Raw genomic sequence first — 22,925 nt, 5'->3', positions numbered from 1 at the left:
GTCAACATTCCACTATGGAGTGTCGAGCCGAAAGGAGTCCGAGGTGGCCGAGCGCGCGCGTGCACGACCGTTGAACTCGACGGCCGCCTCATTACTCGGCTTCCTGCACGAAGGCCCCATGTCCGGCTGGGACCTGGTGAATCTAGCCCAGGAGCGGATCGGCGACTTCTGGACCATCACCCAGAGCCAGGTCTACCGCGAACTCACCGCCATGGACGCCGCAGGCCTGGTCGAGAAGGGGCAGACCGGCGCTCGCGAACGCACGCCCTATCAGATCACCGAGGCCGGGCGCGCCGCCTTCCGGGAGTGGATCGCCCGCGATCCCGGCGCCGAAACCATCCGGGTACCGCTGTTGCTGACGATGTCGTTCGGCGAGCACCTCGACCCCGCCCACCTCGACGACATCATCGCCGCCGGCCGCGAGGTCCATCAGCGCCGCCTCGACGGCTATCTCCGCGAAGAGTGCGCCGGAATGCGTCCGCATCAACGCGCCACGCTCGAATTCGGCATCGCCTATGAACGCGCCGTCCTCGAGTGGTTCGACCGCCTCCCCACCCTCCTCGGTCGCACCCCGGCGGAAGTGGGCACGGCATCGTCCGCGCCGACCAGGGCATCCGGCGATGGAGCCGCCAGGTCCCGGCCGAACAAGTAGCCACGTGGTCCGGCAACAGTGGCGCAGCATCGTTGATCGAGAAGGTGGTCGCCCAACGCGTCCGCGATGCGTGACAGGGAGAACGGCTCTGGTCGAGCCCGGACGAACTGACCGATCGTTTTCACCTAGAGCGAATCCCGAGTCCCAGCGGGGTGGTGCACCACTTCTTCTGCCGACGGTGAGCGCGACTCGCCGGAGGTGTGGTCAGCCGTGCTCGTCCGCGCGGCGGCGCAACCAGTCGAGCGCTTGCGCGACCTCGGCCACGACCTCGATGCCCGGTGGTGTCGCGGGTCGGTCGACCATCAGCACCGGAAGCCGTGCCTCGCGTGCCGCCATCAGTTTCGCGGCGGTGTCGGCGCCACCGCTGTCCTTGGTGACGAGCACGTCGATGCGATGCTCGGTCAAGAGCCCGGCTTCGGACTCGACGGTGAAAGGCCCACGGGCCAGCAGGATTTCATGATGGGGCGGCAGGGCCGATTCCGGCGGATCGATCGCGCGGATGAGGAACCACTGTTCGGTATGCCCGGCGAACGCGCCGACCCCCTGGCGCCCGATCGTGAGAAACACCCGCTCCCCCAACTCGGTGACGCGCGCGGCCGCGGCGGCCAGATCGGGCACGCGGATCCAGTGGTCGCCCGGTTTCGCCGACCAGCCGGGGCGACTCAGCCGCAGCAACGGTGTATCGGCGGCGCGGCAAGCGATGGCCGCATTACCGGTGATGGTGTCGGCGAACGGATGGGTCGCGTCGACGACAGCCTCGATCCGCCGCGTGCGCAGGAACTCCCGCAAACCCTCCGGCCCACCGAACCCGCCCACCCGCACCTCACCGGCGGGCAGGACAGGTTCACGAACACGTCCGGCGAGCGAGGAGACGATGTCGAATCCGCGCTCGCCGGAAGCGATGCGGGCCAGTTCCCGGGCCTGCCGGGTTCCGCCCAATATCAGGATGTTCAGGGCTGGCCGCTGAAGTAGGCCAGGCCCGCGTTCAGCAGCTCCGGACCACCCGCGACCGCGAGGCCGATGATGGCGCCGAGCACCGCGCCGGGCAGGATGCCGACACCGAAGAACAGGATGCCGACGGCCGCACCGATCAGACCGCCGACCAGCGCACCGAGCGAGGCCCGCTGCAATTCGGCCATGAACCAGCCCTGCGCCGAGACGAACTCGGCCTGGCTCGGGGCGGCCGCGGTCGGGGTGACCTGCGGGGTCAGGGTGAGCTTGCTGCCGTCGGCGTCGACCGTCGCGGCGATCTCGACCGGCTGCCCCTTGGCGGTGGCGGTCAGCGGGATCGTGGTGACGACGGCGCCGTCGGAGTTCTTCAACGTCACCGTCTTGTCGTCGGTGTCGAGGCTGAACTTGCCACCGGTCACGGTGGTGACCAGCGACTTGCCGGCTTCGGCGAGCTCGAGGGTGTAGTTCACGCCCTGGTCTTCGCCGGTGACCGACGGCACCGCGGTGCTCTGGTCCTGGGCGGCGGGCGGGGTGGGCGACGGAGCGGCGTAGGAGGTTCCTGCGCTGACTCCGGTGGCGGCGACCGCGAGCAACGCGGTGGCGGCGAACTTCTTGTACTTCATGTAACTCCCCGGTCAGGAAATTTCGGTTTCCGATCACGATCGGAACTCGGACCAGACCCTACCGCGTGGAACAGCCCTGTTTCACCCATGGGCACGGACGGATCGCCGTTCAGGCCGAGCCCTTCACCACCGACCATTGCGCCACCGGCAGCTGTGGCCGCCACGCGGTGAACCCACCGAGCGGCTCGGCCCGGTAGACCTGGAATTTGCGCAGCTCACCGCCGTGCGCGGCGGCCAGGCCCACCAGCATGGCCTCGGTTTCGGCGGTCACCGCATTGGCCACCAGCCGCCCACCCTGGCCCAGATGTGACCAGCATGTCTCGAAGACGCCGTCCTGGGTGAGGCCGCCGCCGAGGAAGATCGCGTCGGGTGCGGGCAGATCGGCGCTCGCGAGTTCGGCGCAGACCTCCCCGCGCACTTCGATCCCGGGAGCACCGAGCGCGACGGCGTTGTCCGCGATCCGCTGTCTGCGCTGCTCGAGCCGTTCGAAGCTCACCGCCCGGCAGCTGGGATGGGTGCGGCACCATTCGATGGCGATGCTGCCGGAGCCGCCGCCGACGTCCCAGAGCAGTTCGCCGGGGGCGGGGGCGAGGGCGGTCAAGGTGAGCGCGCGGACCTCGGATTTGGTGAGCTGGGTGTCACCGCCGAAGAGGACGTCGGGCAGGCCGGGCAGCCGGGTCGCGCGGGGGCGGCCGGCCTCCGCGACGACGTCGATCGCCACGATATTGAGCGGGTCGGTGCGCGGATCATCCCAGGTCGAGGCGGTCGCGCTGACGATGCGCTCGCCGGGGCCGCCGAGCTGTTCCAGGACGGTGAGCGTCGAAGAGCCGAAACCGTTGCGGCTCAGCAGGTCCGCGATAAGCGCGGGCGTGTCGGCGTCGGCGCTGAGCACGAGGATGCGGCGCCCGCCGGTGAGTTCGGGCAGCAGGTTCGCCGGTGCGCGTCCGACCATCGAGACGACGGGGACCTCGGCGAGTGGCCAGCCCAGGCGGGCGCAGGCCAGCGACGCCGACGACGGTTGCGGAATCACCCGCAGCGCCTCGGGGCCGAACAGCTTCGCGAGCGTGACGCCGATGCCGTAGAACATCGGATCGCCGCTGGCCAGCACACAGATCCGGGAGTCAGCGTGCGCGCGCAGCAGGCCGGCGAGTGCGGGCAGCAGAGGCGACGGCCAGCTGATCCGCTCGGCGCTCACATCGTCGGGGACGAGCGCGAGCTGCCGCGCCGAACCCATCAGCACATCGCAGCCGGTGATCGCATCACGCGCGGTCTCCCCCAGCCCGCGCCAGCCGTCCGCACCGATCCCGACCACGGCGATCGGGACACCCGACCATCGCACGACGTCCGCGCCCCCGGTCATCCGAGCCACGGCCGAACCCGCACCCATGGCACCGGAACCGCCGGCGCGCCGGGACTCGGAACGAGAGCACGACCCGCGACGACACGTGACCCGGCATCGCCAGGCTCGCAAAAGTCTCGGGTGTCGCGGCCCACGGGGAGCGTCGGCGAGCGCCGATCCGCCCGGTCTCGGCCGGCCCGGCACTGGCCGTTTCGGCCGGTTCGCGCTTGCGGCCCGCTGCGGGCAGGGTCGCGGATCGGGTCGACGTTCATCGCGGCATCCGGCGCCAGATCGACTGCGGCATCATCCGGAAGGCCACGAAAACGAGCCGAAGGATGCCGGGCACCACCACCCGCTCCGATCGCCGGTGCAGACCTGCGACGACGGCGTCGGCGACCTGTCCCGGTGTGCTCGAGAACGGTGCGGGTTCCATCCCCTCGGTCATCCGTCCGATGACGAATCCGGACCGCACCAGCATCAGGTGCACACCGGTGCCATGCAGGGCGTCACCGAGCCCGCTGGCGAATCCATCGAGCCCGGCCTTGGCCGAACCGTAGACGTAGTTCGCGCGCCGCACCCGCACCCCGGCGATGGAGCTGAAGACCACCAGCTGGCCGCTGCCCTGGGCGCGCAGCATGTTCGCCAGCACCGTCAGCACGCTGACCTGCGCGGTGAAATCGGTGTGCACCACCGCGAGCGCGTGCGCCGGATCGCGTTCGGCGCGGGCTTGATCACCCAGGATGCCGAAAGCCACCACCACGACCCCGAGCGGCCCGTGTTCGGCGGCGATCTTCTCCAGCAGTGCGGGATGACTTGCGGTGTCGTCGGCGTCGAATTCGACGCAGTGCACGGCCGCCGCACCCGCCGCCTCGACGGCCGCGACCTGTTCGGCCAGCTCATCGCTGCGGCGCGCGGCGAGCACCACCGTCCGGCCCGGCGCCACCCGCCGCGCCACTTCGAGCCCGATTTCGCTGCGCCCGCCGAGCACCAGCACCGTCCCCGCATCGAGTTCTCGCGCACTACGCCATCCCATGCGCCCATCCTGTCATCCGGTGCGACACGACTTGCAACCGTGAACCGGTCGAACACTGATGTCGCTCGCCGGTAGGACGCCAGTCGCCACACCCACGCTCGATGACGATTCGACAAGGAAGCAGACCGGCCTGGTGACACGCGTTCGGTCCGCGCGGGTACCTGCTTGCCTCCGGTAGTCGGGTCGGCCGGATCCACCGTGAGCGGTTGCGACATCACGACGCGCGTAGCGAACAGCCCGGCTCCCATCACTGGCTGATCCCGACGGAGGCCGCACCGCGACCACCGGAGGCGTCGAGATCCTCGCCCGACCAGCCGTAGCCCGAGCCGGCCACGCTACCGTCTAACCATGGCGATCGGTGCTGCTGTCCAACTCTCCCCTGCCGCTGTCGAGTTCGTGACCGAACGACATCTGGCCACTCTCACCACGCTGCGCGCCGACGGCACACCGCATGTGGTGGCCGTCGGGTTCACCTGGGACGCCGAGGCCGGGATCGCGCGCGTCATCACCAACGACGGGTCGGTGAAGGTGCGCAATGTCCGCCGGTCCGGGTACGCAGCGGTCAGTCAGGTCGACGGAATCCGCTGGCTGACGCTGGAAGGCCCGGCGACGGTGCTCGACGATCCGGTCAGCGTCGGCGAGGCGGTGCAGCGGTATGCGGGGCGCTACCGGGTGCCGCGGGAGAACTCCACGCGGGTGGTCATCGCCATTCAGGTGCAGCGAGTGTTGTCCAGCAGCACTCTGCGCGGCGAGTGAGCGAGCACAGTGCGCAGCGGATGAGCGCCGACGGCCGGTCAGCCGGGGTATCGGATCAGCGCCGGTGGTCGGCGAGCCAGGGTGTCGACAGCCTGCGGCGCGACGGTGGAATCGCGCGACGGTGCGGAGTACCGCCGGACGGCCTCCAGAGCCTGGCTGGTGAAACCGGGCGGCATGTGACATCGGCGCGCCTGCGTCGACGCCGCCGCCCTCGGGCGAACAGCGGCGATCGGCACGTCGGGTGACTCACAGGTCGCTGCCACTGTCCGCCGGGCACGTACCGCACGTTATCGCCCGGAGCCGTCCGCACCGGGCTCGCCGAACGCACACGAACTCACACGCCCCTGACGGTGACCGGCATGCGATCTCAGAGCACGGTCAGCCCGTGCGGACGCTGGTTCATCGATTCGGCGCCGTCCTCGGTGACCACCACGATGTCCTCGATCCGCGCACCCCACTCGCCCCGGAAGTAGATACCAGGTTCGACGCTGAACGCCATGCCGGGCCGCAGTTCGAGCGTATTGCCCTCGACGATGTAGGGCTCTTCGTGCACCGACAGGCCGATCCCGTGCCCGGTGCGGTGCAGGAACGCCTCGCCGAGACCGGCGGCCCGCAGCGGTTCGCGGGCGGCGGCGTCCACCGATTCGGCGGTCACCCCGGGCCGCACCGCGGCGACCGCCGCCGCCTGGGCCTCTTCCAGTTCGGCGTAGCGGGTGGCCACCTCGGCGCTGGGCTCACCGAGCACGTAGGTGCGGGTGCAGTCGGAGTTGTATCCGGTCGCGACGGGGCCGCCGATATCGATGACGACGACGTCACCCTGCTGCAACCGCCGTTCCGATTTCGTGTGATGCGGAATCGCGCCGTTCGGGCCGCTGCCGACAATGATGAACTCGGCTGCGGTATGGCCCTCGGCGATGATCGCCTGCTCGATATCGGCCGCCACCTCGGCTTCGGTGCGCCCGGGCAGCAACCATTCGCCCATCCTGGCGTGCACGCGGTCGATGGCGGCGCCCGCTTCCCGAAGCGCTTCGATCTCGGCGGCGTCCTTGATCATGCGCAGTTCACGCAGCACGGGCGTGGCCGAGGCGGGCAGGCCGCTGAAGGATTCGGCCAGCGGAATCAGATGCAGAGCCGGCATGGAGTCGGTCACCGCGACCCGCGAGCCGACATGCAATGCCGACTTCACGATCTGATACGGATCGACACCATCGACCCAATCGTGGACCTGTAAACCGAGGTCCGAGGCGGCCGAACCCTCCAGGGAGGCCAGTTCCAGCTTCGGAATCACCACCGACGGCGTGCCCTTGTCGGCGGGGATCACCAGGCAGGTCAGCCGCTCGAACGAGTCGGCGGCCGAACCGATCAGATAGCGCAGATCCGGGCCCGGAGTGATGAGCAGGGCGTCGAGGTGAGCCTCGCGCATCTGCTGTACCGCGCGCTCGAGCCGGTCGGCGTAGACGTCCGCCGCGAATCGTGAATCCGTGTGCGAGCTCATACCGCCCGACGTTACCCGTCGGACGGGCCGCTCGGATCGACTCCGAGCGTTCGGTGTTGCTGGGAAGTCGCGGAGCAGGCTCGACGGCTGGGCTTCAAAGCTCGGTACGTTCGTCCAGTTACAGCCGGATCGGTCCTCGAGACGATCTCGGCACTGCATACTCGGCCGCCGACCACGCCGGGCTCGGACAGCGGACGCTCATCGCCCACTCGACAGCTCCCCGCGTGCTGCGCCCGGTCCCCGATACCCGGTGCGAGTGTTTCCGTCCGGCCCTGTCGGTCCCGCCGGGTAACCTCGCCCCGTGACGTCAGCCGCTCCCGCAACCGGTCCCCTGCTGCTGCTCGACGGTGCCAGCCTCTGGTTCCGCGCCTTCCACGCGATCCCGGAGAAGATCACCGCCCCCGACGGGCGCTCGGTGAACGCGCTGCGCGGATTCACCGATATGGTCGCAGCCCTGATCACCCGCCACTCCCCCAGCCGGCTCGTGGTGTGCCTGGATCTGGAGTGGCGGCCGCAGTTCCGCGTCGATCTGGTACCCACGTACAAGACTCACCGGCTCGACACCTCCGCCGCGGCCGCGCCCGGCGCCGAGGAGGTGCCCGACCGACTCACCCCGCAGGTGCCGATGATCCTCGAGGTGCTGGCGGCGGCCGGGATCGCGACCGGCGGCGCCGAAGGACTGGAAGCCGACGATGTGCTCGGCACGCTCGCGACCCGCGAGCGGACCGATGAGGTGATCGTGGTGAGCGGCGACCGCGATCTGCTGCAACTGGTGCGCGATACGCCCGCGCCGCCGGTGCGGGTGCTCTACGTCGGACGTGGCCTGGCGAAGGCCGAGCTGTTCGGCCCGGCCGAGGTCTCCGCGAAATATGGTGTGCCACTGGAGAATGCGGGACCCGCCTACGCCGATATGGCCACGCTGCGCGGCGACGCCTCCGACGGCCTGCCCGGTGTTCCCGGTATCGGCGAGAAATCGGCGTCCACCCTCATCACCCGCTTCGGCTCCCTGGAGGCGTTGCGCGCCGCCGTCGACGATCCGGCCGCCGACCTCTCCCAGAGCGTGCGCACCAAACTCCGTGCCGCCGAGACCTATCTGACCGCCGCCGCCCCCGTGGTCCGGGTGGTCCGCGACGCCGACGTCACCCTCTCCCGCCCCGACATCCTCCCCACGGCCCCCGCCGACCCCGACCGCCTGCGCGAACTGGCCGTCACCTACAACGCCGACAGCCCCATCACCCGCCTAATCACCGCCATGGCCGCACCCCGCGGCTGAGCAGCAGACTGCCACCAGCCATGCGGGTGGCAGCCGGTGCCCGACAGCGGATGTCCACGTACGCCCGCGCTGCCGATGGACCGATCTACGGTGTCGCGGGACGCCGGCTGCGCACCGCGGATGACGGGCGCTGCCGTGCTGATTTCCGGGCCTCGCGGCGGCCGGCGGCCGTGTGCCGGCGCCGCCGCCGGATTTCAACCATGCCGGGGATGGCCCACGCCGAATGGATCATCAACCCCGGCGCGATTCGAGCGCTGCTCCGACGCACTCGAAGTCATTCGGCCACAGCAGATCCCACGCGAACGGCGCAATTGGAAAGTACGCAACCGACAGTGCTGCTCGTCCGGCACGCCGATGCAGGGACACCCCGTGCCAACGGACCGAACGACCACCGCCGCGGACTGACCGCCACCGGCCGAGACTCGGCCCGGCAGCTGATACCCGTGCTGCTCGCCTTCGGTCCGACTGAAGTGGTGTCGAGCCCGTATCTGCGTGCGGTACAGACCGTTACGCCCACCGCACAGGCTGCGGGCATGGCTATGTGCACGGATCGAGCGCTGCGGGAATGGGATTCGGGCATCCCGCCGACGCCGGACTACGCGCGCTGGTACGCCCGGAGTTGGGCACGGCCGGAGACGGCTCGGCCGGGTGGCGAAAGCCTGCGGCAGCTGTCGGAGCGGGCGGTGCCGACGCTGAGCCGGTGGGCGGAGGAAGCCCGCGGACCAGTCGGTGTCAGCCACCGGACATTCATCGCGTTCCGCATTCCAGGCAATCCAGGCGCGATTGCGGCGCTGCACCTCTTCGTCGCCGGGGAACCACGGCTCGTTCTCGGTGGGAAAGGACCGCACTCCCCGGATACGGAATCGCCGGCATCGGGTGGCCGTTCGTGCGGGCCGTGCCGATGCCGGCGATTCACCGGTTGGAGTTCGGTCTGGGCGGTGCGGCGTTCGTCGCGGGCCCCGGGCTCTGAGGCGGGCGGGAACGGCAGCCGTCCGAACCGTGGCCGGGCCGCGCACACGCTCAGCGCGCGCCCCGACATGGATCAGCTCGGGCGGCCGACCTCGTAGGTGCCGTCGTCCTTGGTGATCTTGACGCTGACCTTCTTGGCCTCGCCGCTGACCTTGAGGTCGCAGGTGAAGGTGGCGTCTACCTTGACTTCCTGGCCTGCGGGGCAGGAGACATCGCTGACGTCTTCGATGCCGTAGGACTCCGAGAGCACCTTCTGCACACCGGACTGCACGGCCGCCTGGTCGAGTTCGTCCTTGGCGGTGAGCAGCAGGATGAGCGCGACGATGCCGCCGACGATCGCGACGCCGAGCACCGCGAGGCCGATGATCAGGCCCTTGCTCTTACCGCCGCCGCTGCCACCGCTCTGCTGGAGCGGCTGCTGCGGCTGGTTCGGGTTCCACTGCTGCTGGCCCTGCTGGCCCCAATCCTGCTGCGGCTGCTGGGGCTGACCCCACTGCGGCTGACCGGGCTGCTGCGGCTGCTGTCCCCACTGCTGCTGGGGTTGCGGCTGCGCCCACGGCTGGCTCTGCGGCTGGCTGGGCTGCTGCGGCTGCTGGGGCTGTCCCCACTGCGGCTGGCCGGGCTGCTGGGGCTGGCCGGGCTGCTGTCCCCACTGCTGCTGCGAGCCCTGCTCACCACCGCCCCACTGCTGGGTGGGCTGCGCCGCGGCCGGCTGCTGGCCACCCCACTGCTGGGTCGGCCCGGCCCCGCCGGGCGCCTGCTGTCCACCCCAGTGCTGGGTGGGATCGTTGCGTCCCTCCCCGGGACCAGGGGCGTCGTTCGGTCCGTACGGGCCGCTCATCTGGTTGCCTCCACTCGCATCGGTACACACACGGTAGCCCCCCGCGTGCGAAAGAAATCAAATCACAAACGCTTTTCTCACGCGGCGTCCACCGCGACGACACCCCGCCGAATCGCCCGCACCGCCTTGGCCGCGGTGGCCGCGACCTCCACGTCGTCGGCGGTGTTGTGGATCTGGTCGAGCAGGTCGATCACCTGACGGCACCAGCGCACGAAATCGCCCGCCGACAGCGGCGCGCCCTGGTCGCCGCTGGCGAGCAACGACTCGGCCAACCCGTCCCCGCGAGCCCAGGTGTGGATGCCGGTGACGAATCCCAGGTCGGGTTCCCGGGTGGGTGCGAGCTTGTGCCTGGCCTCGTCGGTGCGCAGCTGCGACCACACGCCAACGGTGGCTCCGACCGCCCGCCGCACCGGTTCGGTGGGACCCGACGCGCCGAGATAGCCGCCCTCCTGACGCGATTCGTAGACCAGGATGGACACCACAGCCGCCAGTTCGGCGGGCCCGAGCCCACGCCAGAGTCCTTGGCGCAGGCATTCGGCGACGAGCAGGTCGCTTTCGGCGTAGATCCGGGCGAGCCTGCGCCCGTCCTGGGTGACCTCACCCTCGTGCACGAACCCGCGTTCCTCCAGCAGACCGAGGATGCGGTCGAAGGTGCGGGCCAGCGAATTCGTCGTGGCGGCAACCTTCTGGCGCATGGTGTCGGTTTCCCGCGACAACCGGGCATACCGTTCGCCGATGCGGCTGAGCTGCTCGCGGTCGGGCCGGTGGTGCGCGGGGTGGGCGCGCAGGCTGCGCCGCAGCGTGGCCAGTTCGCGGTCCTCGGCGGCGCGGGCCTTCTGGCTGCGCCGCTGCCGACCGGGTGCGGCGATGCCGGTGCTACGCAAGGCCGAGGCGAGATCGCGGCGGGTGCGGGCGGTGCGGTGATCGACCCGCCGCGGCAGGCGCATATGCCCGAGCGCCTGGGCCGGCACCGGGAAGTCGGCGACCGAGATCCGCCCGGCCCACTTGTCCTCGGTGAGCACGAGCGGACGCGGATCGCCCGGCGTGGCATCGGGTTCGAGGATCACCGCGAGCCCCGCGCGGCGCCCGGACGGAATCGCGACGACGTCGCCGCGCCGCAGCGAGGTGAGTGCCGCGACCGAAGCACCGCGCCGATCGGCCCGCCCCTGCTGCTCCAGCTGACGTTCGCGCTGCTTGATCCGCTCCCGCAGCGAGAAGTACTCGAAGAAGTCGCCTTCGACCCCGCCCAGTTGCCCGGCGAGCTTGCGCAACTGATTCTCGTTGCGCTCGATCCCGCGCACCAGCCCGACCACCGAGCGGTCGGCCTGAAACTGTGCGAACGAGCGCTCCAGCAGGGCCCGCGCCTCGGCGGCGCCCATCCGGTCGATCAGGTTGATCGACATGTTGTATCCGGGACGGAACGAGCTGCGCAGCGGATAGGTGCGGGTGGAGGCCAGGCCGGCCACCGCACTGGTGTCCACCTCCGGCTGCCACAGCACCACCGCATGGCCCTCGACGTCGATGCCGCGTCGCCCGGCACGGCCGGTGAGCTGGGTGTATTCACCGGGGGTGAGTTCGGCGTGCGATTCGCCATTGAACTTGACCAGCCGCTCCAGCACCACGGTGCGGGCGGGCATGTTGATGCCGAGCGCGAGGGTCTCGGTGGCGAAGACCGCCCGCACCAGCCCGTTGACGAACAGCTCTTCCACGGTGTGCCGGAAGGCCGGGAGCATGCCGGCGTGGTGTGCGGCCAGCCCGCGGTGCAGCGCCTCACGCCACTCCCAGTAGCCGAGCACCTCGAGATCGGCCTTGGGCAGCTCACCGGTGTGCTTCTCGATGATGGCGTCGACCTGCTCCTGGTCCTGCCCGCGGCCCAGATCCAGCCCCGAGCGCAGGCACTGGGCCAGCGCGCCGTCACATCCGGCGCGGCTGAAGATGAACGTGATGGCGGGCAGCAGCCCTTCCTCGTCCAGCTTGGCCAGCACCTCGGGACGCGGGAGCGGGCGGAAGTCGCGGCGACCGCCGCCGCGACCGCGCGGCCCGCCCCAGGAGTTCATCCGGTCCGCGCTTTCCCGATGCCGGATGTAGCGGACCAGGTCTTCGTCGACGAGCACCTTCTGCTCGGAGGAGTTGCTGTCGAACAGGTCGAACATGCGCCGCCCGACCATGACGTGCTGCCACAGCGGCACCGGGCGCGTCTCGTCCACCACCACGGCGGTATCGCCGCGCACGGTCTCCATCCAGGCGCCGAACTCTTCGGCGTTCGACACCGTGGCCGACAGGCTCACCAGCCGGACTTCCGGCGACAGATGCAGGATGACCTCTTCCCACACCGCGCCGCGGAAGCGGTCGGCCAGGTAGTGCACCTCGTCCATCACCACATACGACAGCGCGTGCAGCGCGTCGGAGGACGCGTAGAGCATGTTGCGCAGCACTTCGGTGGTCATGACCACGATGGGCGCATTGGAGTTGATCGACTGGTCGCCGGTCAACAGCCCCACCTTGGCTCGCCCGTAGCGGGCGGTGAGGTCGGCGTACTTCTGGTTCGACAGCGCCTTGATGGGCGTGGTGTAGAAGCATTTGCCGCCGGTGGCCAGCGCCAGGTGGACCGCGAACTCGCCGACGACGGTTTTGCCCGCGCCGGTGGGTGCGCACACGAGCACGCTGTGCCCCTCTTCGAGGGCACTGCAGGCCTGCTGCTGGAAGGGGTCCAGCCGGAAGGTCAGATCGGCGGCGAAGCTGTCCAGCTCGCCGGTCAGCGACCGGTTCTGTGTCACCCGTCAGAGCGTATCGGAGTAGTCCGACACGGGACGGCTGGTTTTCTCGGGGCCGGCCACCGGCTCGGCGGGGGTGATGGGATCGGCGGGGCCGACCGGTTCGGGACCGGACAAGGTCGAGGCCTGCTCGTCGTCGAGCTCGCCCCAGCCCTCGGCGCTTTCGCGGCGGGCGCGGCGCGCGTCGTTGATCCGCGCGAACTGCACCGCGACCTCGAACAGCACCGTCAGCGCGAGTGCCAGCGCCAGCATCGAGAACGGGTCCTGCGGGGTGACGATGGCGGCGAAGACGAACAGCCCGAAGATGATGCCGCGCCGCCAGGCCTTGAGCCGGGCGTAGGTGAGCACGCCGATCAGGTTGAGCCCGATGATCAGCAGTGGTGTTTCGAAGCTGACGCCGAAGATCACCAGCAGCTGAATGATGAAGCTGAAGTACTCCGAACCGCTGAGCGCGGTGATCTGGACGTTGTCACCGATGGAGAGCAGGAAGCTCAACGCGTGCGCGATCACCACGTAGGCCAGGACCGCACCGGTGGCGAACAGCACCGAACCGGAGGCCACGAAGCCGATCGCGTACTTGCGTTCTTTTGCGTACAGGCCGGGGGTGATGAACGCCCACAGCTGATACAGCCAGACCGGGCAGGCCAGCACGATGCCCGCGGTCATGCCCACCTTCAGCCGGAGCATGAACTGCTCGAACGGTCCGGTGGCCAGCAGGCGGCATTCGTCGTCCTGGGTCAACGACGCCCGCGCCTCCGGCGGCAGATCACAGTAGGGCCCGCGCAGGATCTCGCCGAGGCTTTCGATGCCGAGGAAGGAATGGGCGTACCAGAGGAACCCGGTGACCGTGGTGACCAGGACCGCGGCGATCGAGATCAGCAGCCGGGTACGCAGTTCCTGGAGGTGTTCGACCAACGACATGGTGCCGTCGGGATTGGTCCTGCGCCTGCTGCGCCGGGGGTCGAACGGAATTCGCATGGTGTGTGTGGTTGCCCTTGTGCTCGCGTGCCTGGACCGCTCACCGCCGACGCCGAGCGATGGCCGGACGCCAACAGCACAATAGCCGGAGCGAGTTCGAACTCGCTCCGGCGGACGCGTGGGTCAGAGCGTTTTCGACTCGGTGCGCGGCTGGTCGGCGGGCGCCGGGTTCGCGGCCTGGCCGGACGGCAGCTGCTGAGCGGGAGCCGCGGGCGCAGTGGACGAGGCGGGGGTGGTGCCGCCCTCGTTCTGCATCTGGCTGACCTCGCTCTTGAAGATCCGCAGCGATCGTCCGAGGCTGCGGGCCGCGTCGGGCATCCGCTTCGCGCCGAAGAACATCACGAAGACGACCGCGATGATCAGCCAGTGCCAGATGCTCAGACTGCCCATGTTCTACCTCCAAAGACTGTGATACCCCGATGCTACCGGACCCCGGCGTGGCCGAACCTGCCCGAGGGTCGGAGTTGGCCGGGCGTTCAACCTGCTGCCACGGCCCTCATCCGACGCCCTGATCGGCGGCTTCGCGCAATTGGCCGAGCAGTTCCGGGCCGCTCCAGCGACGCTGGTCACCCTGCTCGGCGGCCAGCACGAGTTCGATGAGCCGCTGATTCACCGGCGTCGGCCGGCCCACCAGCGCACCCAGGCTCACGATTTCACCGCACAACCAGGAGATTTCGGTGCGGCGACCGGCGGCGAGGTCGTCGGCCATCGACGAGCGTGCCATCGGATCGACGGCCAGCACTCGTCCGGCAACCCGCTGGAAGACCGGATCCGGCACCGTGAGCAGCCTGGCCATCAGCGCGGGCGGCAGCGCGGTCAGCCGGGCGGGCCGAATTCGCGCACTGTTCATCACCGCGAGCGCCTCACGCTGGGCCAGGGCGAGGCAGCGCCGGTAATCGCGCTGGGCCAGTTCGTCGCGCAGCGGCAGCCCGGACAACGCGTTGACCGGGTTGTTCAGATTGAGCAGCAGTTTGGCCCACTGCACCGGCAGCAGGTCGGCGTGCCGGTCCAGCGGCAGGCCCGCCCGGCGGAAATTGTCGGCGAAGCGGTCCAGCGCCGGATCGTCGTGCACGGCGATGACGCCGTCGGTGCCGCGATGGAAATGGCCGCCACCGTGCTGGACCACGTTGAACATCACCATGCCGGCCAGCACGACGCTGCCGGGCAGCACCGTGCGGATGGTGCCGTCGTTGCCGATGCCGTTCTGCAAACTGAGCACCACGGTGCCCGGCCGCAGCCTGCCGGAGAGGCTGTGCGCGGCGCTCGCGGTGGCGCCGGATTTCACGGTGATGAGCACCAGGTCGGCGGATTCGGCGGCGTCGGGTTCGGTCGCGACGGCGAAGCGGTCGGCGGGCACGGTCTCCGAGCCGCCGTCGAGATCGGTCAGCCGCAGGCCCGCGCTGGTGATCTGGTCCAGGATCGGGCGTCTGCCGACGAAGGTCACCTCGGCGCCCGCGGCTGCCAGCTTCCCGCCGACGAAGGTTCCGATGCTGCCGGCGCCGAGCACCATGACCCGATTCGTCAAGCCGGACCCGCCTGTTCCTCGGCGACTTCGTCATAGGCGGCCAGCGCCGCGTTCGACCGTTCCCGAACGGCGGCGACCAGTTCCGGAGGACCCAGCACGGTGACACCGGACCCGAATCCGAGCAGCAGCCGCGCCATCCAGTCCAGGGTCGCGAACCGCATGGTGGCCTCGATGCTGCCGTCCGGGTGCACGGCCAGTCGCTGGATCGGGTACTGGTCCATGACCCAGCCGTAGTCGCCGCGGATCCGCAGCCGGGCCAGCGGCAGCGCCGGATCGTCCTGGAACAGGTCGAGGGCGGCATCGGTGTCGGCGGCGGCGCTGGGCGGACGCGCCGGTTCGTCGAGCTCGGTGGCGTCCTCGATCCGGTCGAACCGGAACAGCCGCACCCCTTCGGCCTGACGGCACCAGGCCTGCAAGTAGCTGTTGTTGTCGACCAGCACGATCCGCACCGGGTCGACGATGCGTTCGGAGACCACATCGCGGCTGGCCGAGTAGTACACCAGCCGCAGCGCGTGCCGAGCCGCCAGCGCCGCCCGTACGGTGGCCACCGCCGGCGCCTCCACCGGCTGCGGCCCGCCCGGGGTCTCGGGCGCGGCGCCGGAAATGGCGGCCTCGATCTTCGCGATCGCGGAATGGGCGGCACTCGGATCGACCATGCCCGGCGTATCCACGATCGAGCGCAGCGCCACCAGCAGTGCGGTGGCCTCGGTCGAGGTCAGGCGCAGCGGACGGTCGATGCCCGCGGAGAAGGTGACGTCGATGCTCTCCTCGGAGAACGACAGGTCGATCAGATCACCGGGACCGTAACCGGGCAGCCCGCACATCCACAGCTGATTCAGATCGCTCATCAGTTGTTTGGTGGTGACACCGAGATCGGCGGCGGCCTCCGCCGCACTGATCCCCGGATGCGCCATCAGGTACGGCACCATGTTCAGCAGCCGCGACAGCCGCACCGACAACCGGCTGCTCATGCTGCCTCCTCCTGGCGTTGACCGCTCATGCTGCCTCCAATGGGCATGAGCGGACGCCCTGCGTGGTGACGCAAGCTGCCTCCTCCGGGCGTTGACCGCTCATGCCGTGACCTCCGTGTGGTCGAAGACCGACCGCAACCGGGCCACGACGTCGTCGCGCAGGTCGGCGGGGGCGAGTACGACGGCGTCGGGGCCGAGCCCGGTGATCAGCCGCGCGATCCAGTCGCGCGAGCGGACCGGAACCTCGATGACGGTGCCGGTGCGGCCGCCGATGGTGCGGGTGCCGCCTTCGACGCCGATCCTGCGCAGTTCACGGCCGCGTCCCTCGGCCACCCACACGGTGGCCGAGCCGCTGACCGGGTAGCTGCCGGTCACCCGGGTGACGATCTCGCGCAGGTCGACGTCGTCGGGTTTGCGGACCGCATTGCGTGGCCCGTATGCGGTGACCTCGTCGCCGATGCGCGAGAGCCGGAAGGTGCGGGTGGCATTGCGTTCCCGGTCGTGGCCGACCAGATACCAGCGGCCGTGATGGGTCACCACACCCCACGGCTCCACATCGCGCATCAGGTACGGCGCGTTGACGGCGCCGCGGTGCTCGAACCGCACGGCTTGGCCCGCGTCGATGGCGGCCAGGAGTTTGCCGAGCACGGGTTCGGATCCGCGGGTGCGCGCCGGTACCGCGGGCACCGACGCCAAGCCCGCCTCCGTCTCCACGTGGATGCCCGCAGCGCGCAGCTTGAGCAGGGCCCCTTCAGCCGCGGCGGCGAGCTCGGGTGATTCCCACATCTGCACCGCGACGGCGACGGCCGCTGCTTCGGCGCTGGTCAGGTCGATATCGGGCAGTTCGTAGGCGTCGCGATTGATCCGGTAGCCCTCCACCGAGGAGAACCGGCTGACCGGCCCCACTTCCAGCGGGATGCCCAGATCGCGGAGTTCGTTCTTGTCGCGTTCGAACATCCGGCTGAAGGCTTCGTCGCTGACCGAATCCTCGTATCCGGCGACGCTGTCCCGGATCCGCTCGGCGGTGAGGAACTGCCGGGTCGACAGCAAGGCGATGACCAGATTCATCAACCGCTCGACCTTGGATATCGCCACTCGAACAGGGTAATGCGCCCGGCGCTGTGGTGTTGCGGCGGCGCACGGGTAACCGGTTTGGCAGGGTGGGCTCAGCCGAAGAACTCTCCCGAGGAGTCAGCCATGATCGTCGCGTTCTCTGTCACCCCGCTCGGCGATGGCGTGGATGTGGGCCGGGCCGTCGCCGAAGCCGTGCGCGTGGTGCGCGCGAGCGGGTTGCCCAACCGCACCGACGCCATGTTCACCACCATCGAAGGCGAATGGGACGAGGTGATGGCGGTGGTCAAGCAGGCCACCGACGTCATTCTCGACGTCGCGCCGCGATGCAGCCTGGTGTTGAAGGCCGATATCCGGCCCGGCGTCACCGATGCGATGACCTCGAAGGTCGAGACCGTCGAACGGCATCTCGCCGGCGACTGAGCGCCGCCGGCGAGCGCACTACATCGAGGCGATGAGCCGGTCGACGCGTTCGTCGACCGAGCGGAACGGGTCCTTGCACAGCACCGTGCGCTGGGCCTGATCGTTGAGCTTCAGGTGCACCCAGTCGACGGTGAAATCGCGCCCGGCCTCCTGGGCGGCGGTGATGAAGTCGCCGCGCAGCTTGGCCCTGGTGGTCTGCGGCGGGGTTTCCACGGCCGCGTCGACGGCTTCGTCCTCGGTGACCCGCTTGGCCAGCCCCTTGCGTTGCAGCAGGTCGAAGACGCCGCGGCCGCGTTTGATGTCGTGGTAGGCCAGGTCCAGCTGGGCGATCTTCGGGTCGGACAGCTCCATGTTGTAGCGGTCCTGGTAGCGCTGGAACAGCTTGCGCTTGATCACCCAGTCGATCTCGGTGTCGACCTTCGCGAAGTCCTGCGCTTCCACCGCGTCGAGGGTGCGGCCCCACAGATCGACCACCTGATCGACCTGCGGATCGCGGTCGCGGTTGCGCAGATGCTCGACGGCGCGCGCGTAGTACTCGCGCTGGATCTCGAGCGCACTGGCCTGACGTCCGCCCGCCAGTCGCACCGGACGACGGCCGGTGAGGTCGTGGCTGACCTCGCGGATGGCGCGGATCGGGTTGTCGAGCGCGAAGTCGCGGAACGACACGCCCGCCTCGATCATCTCCAGCACCAGCGACGCCGTGCCGACCTTGAGCATGGTGGTGGTCTCGGACATGTTCGAGTCACCCACGATGACGTGCAGCCGGCGGTATTTCTCGGCGTCGGCGTGCGGTTCGTCGCGGGTGTTGATGATCGGGCGGGAGCGGGTGGTCGCCGAGGAGACGCCCTCCCAGATGTGCTCGGCGCGCTGCGACAGGCAGAAGGTGGCCGCTTTAGGTGTCTGCAACACCTTGCCCGCACCGCAGATCAGCTGCCTGGTCACCAGGAACGGCAGCAGCACATCGGAGATCCGGGAGAACTCGCCCGCGCGGACCACGAGGAAGTTCTCATGGCAGCCGTAGGAGTTGCCCGCCGAGTCGGTGTTGTTCTTGAACAGGTAGATATCCCCGCCGATACCTTCTTCGGCGAGTCGCTGTTCGGCATCGATGAGCAGTTCCTCGAGCACCCGCTCACCGGCCCGGTCATGGGTGACCAGCTGGGCCAGGTTGTCGCATTCGGCGGTGGCGTATTCCGGATGCGAGCCGACGTCGAGGTACAACCGGGCGCCGTTGCGGAGGAATACGTTGGAACTGCGACCCCAGGACACCACCCGGCGAAACAGATACCGGGCCACCTCGTCGGGGCTGAGCCTGCGATGTCCGTGGAAGGTGCACGTCACACCGAATTCGGTCTCGATCCCCATGATTCGTCGCTGCACACTATCGACATTACAGCTAGGAACAGTCCCCGCGCGGGGATCGGAGAACCCATATGTATACGGGTTGGCAACGATTCGGACGGTAATCGTTCGTCCATAAGCGCTCGTGAACGCCAGATTTTTGGTACGGGGCCGCGCAGCAGCCACACAGCTACCCCACCCGCGCCCAGACGTCGGCACGCGACGTGTTCGTCCGGCGTGCGCGAGACCCGGCCCTGAGCCGACTTCGGGTCGTATGCGGCGGCGTGTGCGCCGCATACGACCCGAATCAGCTGCTGCTACTTCTCTCCGGTATCGCCCTCGCCCGCGGCCTCCGCTTGGGCCTCGGCTTCGGCTTCGGTGCCCGCACCGGCGGCCGACGTGTCGAGCAGCCGCTCCAACACCGCGGGCCCGATCCGCCGGAACGCCCGGCGGGGTCGCGCCTGCTCGAGCGTGGCAACCTCGAGGGAGGAGACGCCGAGGACACGCTTGTCCTTGTCGCCCTCGGGTGTCCCGGCCTGCAACGCCTTGACCGCGACGCCGATCGCGCTCGCCAAATCCAGCCCCGGCTCATAGGAGGCCTTCAACGCGGTGACGATGGGCTCGGTGGTGCCGCCCATGACCACATATTCGCGCTCGTCCACGATCGAGCCGTCGAAGGTGATCCGGTACAGCACCGCGTTGTTGTCCTGCTCCTGGTAGGCCACCTCGGCGACGCAGATCTCCACCTCGTAGGGCTTGAGCTGGTCGGTGAAGATGGACCCGAGGGCCTGGGCGTAGGCGTTGGCCAGGGCCCGGCCGGTGACGTCGCGGCGACCGTATTGGTAGCCGCGCAGATCGGCCTGCAGGATCCCGCCGCGGCGCAGGTTCTCGAACTCGTTGTACTTGCCGACCGCGGCGAAGCCGATCCGGTCGTAGAGTTCGCTCACCTTGTGCAGCGTCGCCGAGGGGTTCTCGGCGACGAACACCACGCCCTTGTCGTAGACGAGCACGACGACACTGCGACCCCGGGCGATGCCCTTGCGCGCGAGCTCGGTCTTGTCGCGCATGATCTGCTCGGCCGACGCGTAGTACGGCAGCGTCATTCGCTGGCACTCCTTGCTGTGTCGTGCGGGAGGTCGCTCATCGGGCCTCCTGCGCTGCCTCTCGGTCGGCGACGATGCCGCGGGCGATCTCGGCGAGCCGGTCCTCGGTCACCTCGACCGCACCGTCGTCGTTGATGACGATGGCGGTCGGGTAGATGCCGCGCAGCAGATCGGGCCCGCCGGTGGCGGTATCGTCGTCGGCGGCGTCGAACAGCGATTCCACCGCGATGCGCAGGGCCCGGTCCTCGTCGATCCCCTTGGCGTACAGCTTCTTCAGCGACGACTTGGCGAAGTTGGAGCCGGAACCGACTGCGGCGTAACCGAATCGCTCCTCGCTCTGCCCACCGACGACGTCGTAGGAGATGATCCGGCCGACCTTGTCGGGATCGGTGGCCTCCAGGTCGTAGCCGACCAGCACCGGGACCACCGCCAGACCCTGCAGGGCCGCGGGCAGGTTGTCGCGCACCATCTTCGACAGCTTGTTGGCCTTGCCGTCGAAGGTCAGCGGGACGCCTTCGATCTTCTCGTAGTGCTCGAGTTCCACCGCGAACAACCGCACCATCTCCACGGCCATGCCCGCGGTACCCGCGATGCCGGCCGCCGAGTAGGTGTCGGTGATGTAGACCTTCTCCATATCGCGGCTGGCCAGCAGGTTGCCCTGGGTGGCGCGCCGATCGCCCGCGATGAGCACACCGCCGCGGTAGCTGACCGCGACGATGGTGGTGCCGTGCGGGGCGATATCGCGCGCACCGCCGCCGGGGCTACCGGCGGCGGCGTTCACTGCACCGAACCCGTTGCCGGGCAACAGATCGGGTGCGTACATGCGCAGATGTTCGGAGAAGGACGAGAGGGCGTGCCCCGGGTGGAGACGCAGCGGGTCGCCTGAGGTCACTGGCCGCCTTTCTGCACGTAGGCGCGGACGAAGTCCTCGGCGTTCTCCTCGAGCACATCATCGATCTCGTCGAGCAGGTCGTCGGTGTCCTCCGCCAGCTTCTCGCGCCGTTCCTGACCGGCGGCGTCGACGCCCTCCGGGCCCTCGTCCTCGTCGCCGCCCCCGGCGCGTTTGGTCTGCTCTTGTGCCATGGCAGCCGACCTCCTGTTGTTTCACCACGCCCGGACCCTGGGTGAGCACCGGCCCGGTCGTGCGCAATGTGCGTGCTCGTTCTTCAACACTACCCAGCCGCACCGACACGATGGCGGATTCGGTGAGTGTCGTGACCTGTCACCGGCCTGCCGACGGGGTGCGGCGGGCCGGTCACAGCCTTATGTGGTGAGCTGTTCGACCAGTTCGGCGGCGGTGTCGACGCCGTCGAGCAGCTTGCCGACGTGGGCCTTGGTGCCGCGGCGCGGTTCCAGCGTCGGGATGCGCACCAACGAGTCCCCGCCGAGGTCGAAGATCACCGAATCCCAGCTCGCGGCCGCGATATCGGCGCCGAAGCGGCGCAGGCATTCACCGCGGAAGTAGGCGCGGGTGTCGGTGGGCGGGTTGGTCATCGCGTCGAGCACCTGCTGTTCGCTGACCAGACGCTTCATCGACCCGCGCGCCACCAGCCGGTTGTACAGGCCCTTGTCCAGCCGGACATCGGAGTACTGCAGGTCCATCAGGTGCAGTTTCGGTGCACCCCAGTTGAGGCCCTCACGGCTGCGCATGCCCTCGAGCAGGCGCAGTTTGGCCGGCCAGTCGAGCAGGGTGGCGCATTCCATCGGGTCGCGTTCGAGCAGGTCGAGCACCATCGCCCAGTTGTCGAGGATGTCGAGGACGCGCGGGTCGTCGTTGCCTTCGCGGTGCACGAACTTGGCCACCCGCTCGTGGTAGAGCCGCTGCAACGCCAGGCCGGTGAGTTCGCGGCCGTCGGCGAGGGCGACGGTGGCGCGCAAGGTGGGGTCGTGGCTGATGGTGTGCACGGCGGTGACCGGGCGAGCCAGCTGCATGTCCGAGAGGTCTTCGCCGGACTCGATCAGGTCGAGGACCAGCGCGGTGGTGCCGACCTTGAGGTAGGTCGACATCTCGGCGAGGTTGGCGTCGCCGATGATGACGTGCAGCCTGCGGTATTTGTCGGCGTCGGCGTGCGGTTCGTCCCGGGTGTTGATGATGCCGCGCTTGAGCGTGGTCTCCAGGCCGACCTCGACCTCGATGTAGTCCGAGCGCTGGGACAGCTGGAAACCGGCGTGATCGCCGGACTGCCCGATGCCGACGCGACCGGAACCGCAGATCACCTGCCGGGACACGAAGAACGGGGTGAGCCCGACGATGATCGAGTTGAACGGGGTGTCCCGGTTCATCAGGTAGTTCTCGTGGGTGCCGTAGGAGGCGCCCTTGCCGTCGACGTTGTTCTTGTACAGCTGCAGTCGCGGTGCGCCGGGCACGCTGGAGGCATGCCGCGCGGCGGCCTCCATGACCCGCTCGCCCGCCTTGTCCCAGATCACCGCGTCCAGCGGGTCGGTGACCTCGGGCGCGGAGTATTCGGGGTGGGCGTGGTCGACGTAGAGGCGTGCGCCGTTGGTGAGGATCATGTTCGCCGCGCCGACCTCGTCGGCGTCGATCACCGGGGCGGGCCCGTTCATCCGGCTCAGGTCGAAGCCACGCGCGTCGCGCAGCGGGGACTCCACCTCGTAGTCCCACCGGGTGCGTTTGGCCCGCGGCACGCCTTCGGCGGCGGCGTAGGCCAGCACCGCCTGGGTGGAGGTGAGGATCGGGTTGGCCGTCGGCTCCGTGGGGGTCGAGATGCCGTATTCGACCTCGATTCCGATGATGCGCTGCATGTGCACGAGCGTAGGCGACGCGACCGACTGTCCGGATGTCATACCGG

The 22,925-nt window shown here is 69.2% G+C and carries 21 protein-coding genes and 2 pseudogenes; 6 read left to right on the top strand and 17 right to left on the bottom strand.

Translation table 11 applies throughout. The features are described 5' to 3' along the window. Positions 1-43: 43 nt before the first annotated feature. Both FEK34_RS16735 and FEK34_RS30840 read left to right on the top strand, forming a co-directional pair. Entirely contained in the window at positions 44-652 is a 609-nt protein-coding gene (locus FEK34_RS16735) for a PadR family transcriptional regulator (protein ID WP_249359300.1), read from the top strand. Positions 653-729: 77 nt separating this feature from the next. Further along, positions 730-834 (top strand): annotated as a pseudogene (locus FEK34_RS30840) (dihydrofolate reductase family protein); the annotation flags it as partial. A 22-nt stretch (positions 835-856) separates the two neighbouring features. Here the strand turns inward: FEK34_RS30840 and FEK34_RS16725 are convergent. From FEK34_RS16725 to FEK34_RS16710, 4 genes are all read right to left on the bottom strand, one after another. Continuing rightward, positions 857-1,600, bottom strand: a complete 744-nt coding sequence (locus FEK34_RS16725) for a cobalt-precorrin-6A reductase (protein WP_249359355.1) — start codon at positions 1,598-1,600, stop codon at positions 857-859. 2 nt (positions 1,601-1,602) lie between these two features. Further along, a complete protein-coding gene (locus FEK34_RS16720; RefSeq protein ID WP_138448738.1) occupies positions 1,603-2,226 on the bottom strand; it encodes a DUF456 domain-containing protein in 624 nt (207 codons plus the stop codon). A gap of 109 nt (positions 2,227-2,335) precedes the next feature. Next, the gene (gene cbiE / locus FEK34_RS16715) at positions 2,336-3,586 is read right to left on the bottom strand and encodes a precorrin-6y C5,15-methyltransferase (decarboxylating) subunit CbiE (protein WP_138448737.1); all 1,251 of its coding nucleotides are present in this window, start codon (positions 3,584-3,586) and stop codon (positions 2,336-2,338) included. 247 nt (positions 3,587-3,833) lie between these two features. Then, complete coding sequence (locus FEK34_RS16710; RefSeq protein WP_138448736.1) at positions 3,834-4,598, bottom strand: SDR family NAD(P)-dependent oxidoreductase; 765 nt, start codon at positions 4,596-4,598, stop codon at positions 3,834-3,836. A 348-nt stretch (positions 4,599-4,946) separates the two neighbouring features. Here FEK34_RS16710 and FEK34_RS16705 point away from each other — a divergent pair, with 348 nt between their 5' ends. Then, positions 4,947-5,354, top strand: a complete 408-nt coding sequence (locus tag FEK34_RS16705; protein WP_138448735.1) for a PPOX class F420-dependent oxidoreductase — start codon at positions 4,947-4,949, stop codon at positions 5,352-5,354. 367 nt (positions 5,355-5,721) lie between these two features. Here FEK34_RS16705 and FEK34_RS16700 read toward each other — a convergent pair whose 3' ends face one another. Beyond that, entirely contained in the window at positions 5,722-6,849 is a 1,128-nt protein-coding gene (locus FEK34_RS16700) for a M24 family metallopeptidase (protein ID WP_138448734.1), read from the bottom strand. A 301-nt stretch (positions 6,850-7,150) separates the two neighbouring features. On the opposite strand from FEK34_RS16700, the gene FEK34_RS16695 reads away from it, so the two are divergent. Together FEK34_RS16695 and FEK34_RS31380 are read left to right on the top strand one after the other, a co-directional pair. Further along, positions 7,151-8,122 carry a 5'-3' exonuclease gene (locus FEK34_RS16695; RefSeq protein ID WP_138448733.1) on the top strand — a complete coding sequence of 324 codons (972 nt, stop codon included), beginning with the start codon at positions 7,151-7,153 and terminating at the stop codon, positions 8,120-8,122. 20 nt (positions 8,123-8,142) lie between these two features. Continuing rightward, positions 8,143-8,865, top strand: a pseudogene (locus FEK34_RS31380) (histidine phosphatase family protein); the annotation flags it as partial. Positions 8,866-9,164: 299 nt separating this feature from the next. Here the strand turns inward: FEK34_RS31380 and FEK34_RS16685 are convergent. The 7 genes from FEK34_RS16685 to FEK34_RS16655 all read right to left on the bottom strand — a co-directional run bounded on the left by FEK34_RS16685 (position 9,165) and on the right by FEK34_RS16655 (position 17,275). Then, a complete protein-coding gene (locus FEK34_RS16685) occupies positions 9,165-9,932 on the bottom strand; it encodes a DUF4333 domain-containing protein (protein ID WP_138448731.1) in 768 nt (255 codons plus the stop codon). A 77-nt stretch (positions 9,933-10,009) separates the two neighbouring features. Further along, entirely contained in the window at positions 10,010-12,709 is a 2,700-nt protein-coding gene (locus tag FEK34_RS16680) for a DEAD/DEAH box helicase (RefSeq protein ID WP_138448730.1), read from the bottom strand. A gap of 3 nt (positions 12,710-12,712) precedes the next feature. Next, entirely contained in the window at positions 12,713-13,684 is a 972-nt protein-coding gene (gene tatC / locus FEK34_RS16675) for a twin-arginine translocase subunit TatC (RefSeq protein WP_138448729.1), read from the bottom strand. Positions 13,685-13,807: 123 nt separating this feature from the next. Further along, positions 13,808-14,074, bottom strand: a complete 267-nt coding sequence (gene tatA, locus FEK34_RS16670; RefSeq protein WP_138448728.1) for a Sec-independent protein translocase subunit TatA — start codon at positions 14,072-14,074, stop codon at positions 13,808-13,810. A gap of 106 nt (positions 14,075-14,180) precedes the next feature. Then, positions 14,181-15,209 carry a 2-dehydropantoate 2-reductase gene (locus FEK34_RS16665; protein ID WP_249359298.1) on the bottom strand — a complete coding sequence of 343 codons (1,029 nt, stop codon included), beginning with the start codon at positions 15,207-15,209 and terminating at the stop codon, positions 14,181-14,183. Continuing rightward, positions 15,206-16,180 carry a helix-turn-helix transcriptional regulator gene (locus tag FEK34_RS16660; RefSeq protein ID WP_138448727.1) on the bottom strand — a complete coding sequence of 325 codons (975 nt, stop codon included), beginning with the start codon at positions 16,178-16,180 and terminating at the stop codon, positions 15,206-15,208. Before FEK34_RS16660 ends, FEK34_RS16665 begins: the two co-directional genes overlap by 4 nt. Before the next feature lie 99 nt (positions 16,181-16,279). Next, positions 16,280-17,275 (bottom strand): helix-turn-helix transcriptional regulator, encoded by a 996-nt coding sequence (locus FEK34_RS16655; protein WP_138448726.1) that lies wholly within the window; start codon positions 17,273-17,275, stop codon positions 16,280-16,282. A 102-nt stretch (positions 17,276-17,377) separates the two neighbouring features. Between FEK34_RS16655 and FEK34_RS16650 the strand changes: the two genes are divergently transcribed. Continuing rightward, entirely contained in the window at positions 17,378-17,674 is a 297-nt protein-coding gene (locus FEK34_RS16650; protein ID WP_138448725.1) for an MTH1187 family thiamine-binding protein, read from the top strand. 18 nt (positions 17,675-17,692) lie between these two features. Here the strand turns inward: FEK34_RS16650 and pafA are convergent, their stop codons facing one another. The 5 genes from pafA to dop all read right to left on the bottom strand — a co-directional run bounded on the left by pafA (position 17,693) and on the right by dop (position 22,878). After that, on the bottom strand, positions 17,693-19,051 hold the full coding sequence (gene pafA, locus FEK34_RS16645) for a Pup--protein ligase (protein WP_181062422.1): 1,359 nt from the start codon (positions 19,049-19,051) through the stop codon (positions 17,693-17,695). Positions 19,052-19,329: 278 nt separating this feature from the next. Then, entirely contained in the window at positions 19,330-20,115 is a 786-nt protein-coding gene (gene prcA / locus FEK34_RS16640; protein WP_138448724.1) for a proteasome subunit alpha, read from the bottom strand. A 37-nt stretch (positions 20,116-20,152) separates the two neighbouring features. Further along, positions 20,153-21,007, bottom strand: a complete 855-nt coding sequence (prcB, locus tag FEK34_RS16635; RefSeq protein WP_138448723.1) for a proteasome subunit beta — start codon at positions 21,005-21,007, stop codon at positions 20,153-20,155. Beyond that, complete coding sequence (locus FEK34_RS16630; RefSeq protein ID WP_014351559.1) at positions 21,004-21,198, bottom strand: ubiquitin-like protein Pup; 195 nt, start codon at positions 21,196-21,198, stop codon at positions 21,004-21,006. The genes prcB and FEK34_RS16630 overlap by 4 nt, the downstream gene beginning before the upstream one ends. A gap of 180 nt (positions 21,199-21,378) precedes the next feature. Then, on the bottom strand, positions 21,379-22,878 hold the full coding sequence (gene dop, locus FEK34_RS16625; RefSeq protein ID WP_138448722.1) for a depupylase/deamidase Dop: 1,500 nt from the start codon (positions 22,876-22,878) through the stop codon (positions 21,379-21,381). Between the last annotated feature and the right edge of the window lie 47 nt (positions 22,879-22,925).

Origin of the sequence: Nocardia cyriacigeorgica (genome assembly GCF_005863245.1) — a bacterium.
In the GTDB taxonomy this organism is placed as follows: Bacteria; Actinomycetota; Actinomycetes; order Mycobacteriales; family Mycobacteriaceae; genus Nocardia; species Nocardia cyriacigeorgica_C.
The sequence above is the reverse complement of the archived record's forward strand: the minus strand, read 5'-3'. Positions and strand labels throughout refer to the sequence as shown.

What these genes read in the sequence shown, in the direction of transcription:
- FEK34_RS16720 (WP_138448738.1), bottom strand. Translation starts at nt 2,226, where the DNA reads ATGAAGTACAAGAAGTTCGCCGCCACCGCGTTGCTCGCGGTCGCCGCC.
- cbiE (WP_138448737.1), bottom strand. Translation starts at nt 3,586, where the DNA reads ATGACCGGGGGCGCGGACGTCGTGCGATGGTCGGGTGTCCCGATCGCC.
- FEK34_RS16710 (WP_138448736.1), bottom strand. Translation starts at nt 4,598, where the DNA reads ATGGGATGGCGTAGTGCGCGAGAACTCGATGCGGGGACGGTGCTGGTG.
- FEK34_RS16705 (WP_138448735.1), top strand. Translation starts at nt 4,947, where the DNA reads ATGGCGATCGGTGCTGCTGTCCAACTCTCCCCTGCCGCTGTCGAGTTC.
- FEK34_RS16700 (WP_138448734.1), bottom strand. Translation starts at nt 6,849, where the DNA reads ATGAGCTCGCACACGGATTCACGATTCGCGGCGGACGTCTACGCCGAC.
- FEK34_RS16685 (WP_138448731.1), bottom strand. Translation starts at nt 9,932, where the DNA reads ATGAGCGGCCCGTACGGACCGAACGACGCCCCTGGTCCCGGGGAGGGA.
- tatC (WP_138448729.1), bottom strand. Translation starts at nt 13,684, where the DNA reads ATGCGAATTCCGTTCGACCCCCGGCGCAGCAGGCGCAGGACCAATCCC.
- tatA (WP_138448728.1), bottom strand. Translation starts at nt 14,074, where the DNA reads ATGGGCAGTCTGAGCATCTGGCACTGGCTGATCATCGCGGTCGTCTTC.
- FEK34_RS16660 (WP_138448727.1), bottom strand. Translation starts at nt 16,180, where the DNA reads ATGAGCAGCCGGTTGTCGGTGCGGCTGTCGCGGCTGCTGAACATGGTG.
- FEK34_RS16650 (WP_138448725.1), top strand. Translation starts at nt 17,378, where the DNA reads ATGATCGTCGCGTTCTCTGTCACCCCGCTCGGCGATGGCGTGGATGTG.
- prcA (WP_138448724.1), bottom strand. Translation starts at nt 20,115, where the DNA reads ATGACGCTGCCGTACTACGCGTCGGCCGAGCAGATCATGCGCGACAAG.
- FEK34_RS16630 (WP_014351559.1), bottom strand. Translation starts at nt 21,198, where the DNA reads ATGGCACAAGAGCAGACCAAACGCGCCGGGGGCGGCGACGAGGACGAG.
- dop (WP_138448722.1), bottom strand. Translation starts at nt 22,878, where the DNA reads ATGCAGCGCATCATCGGAATCGAGGTCGAATACGGCATCTCGACCCCC.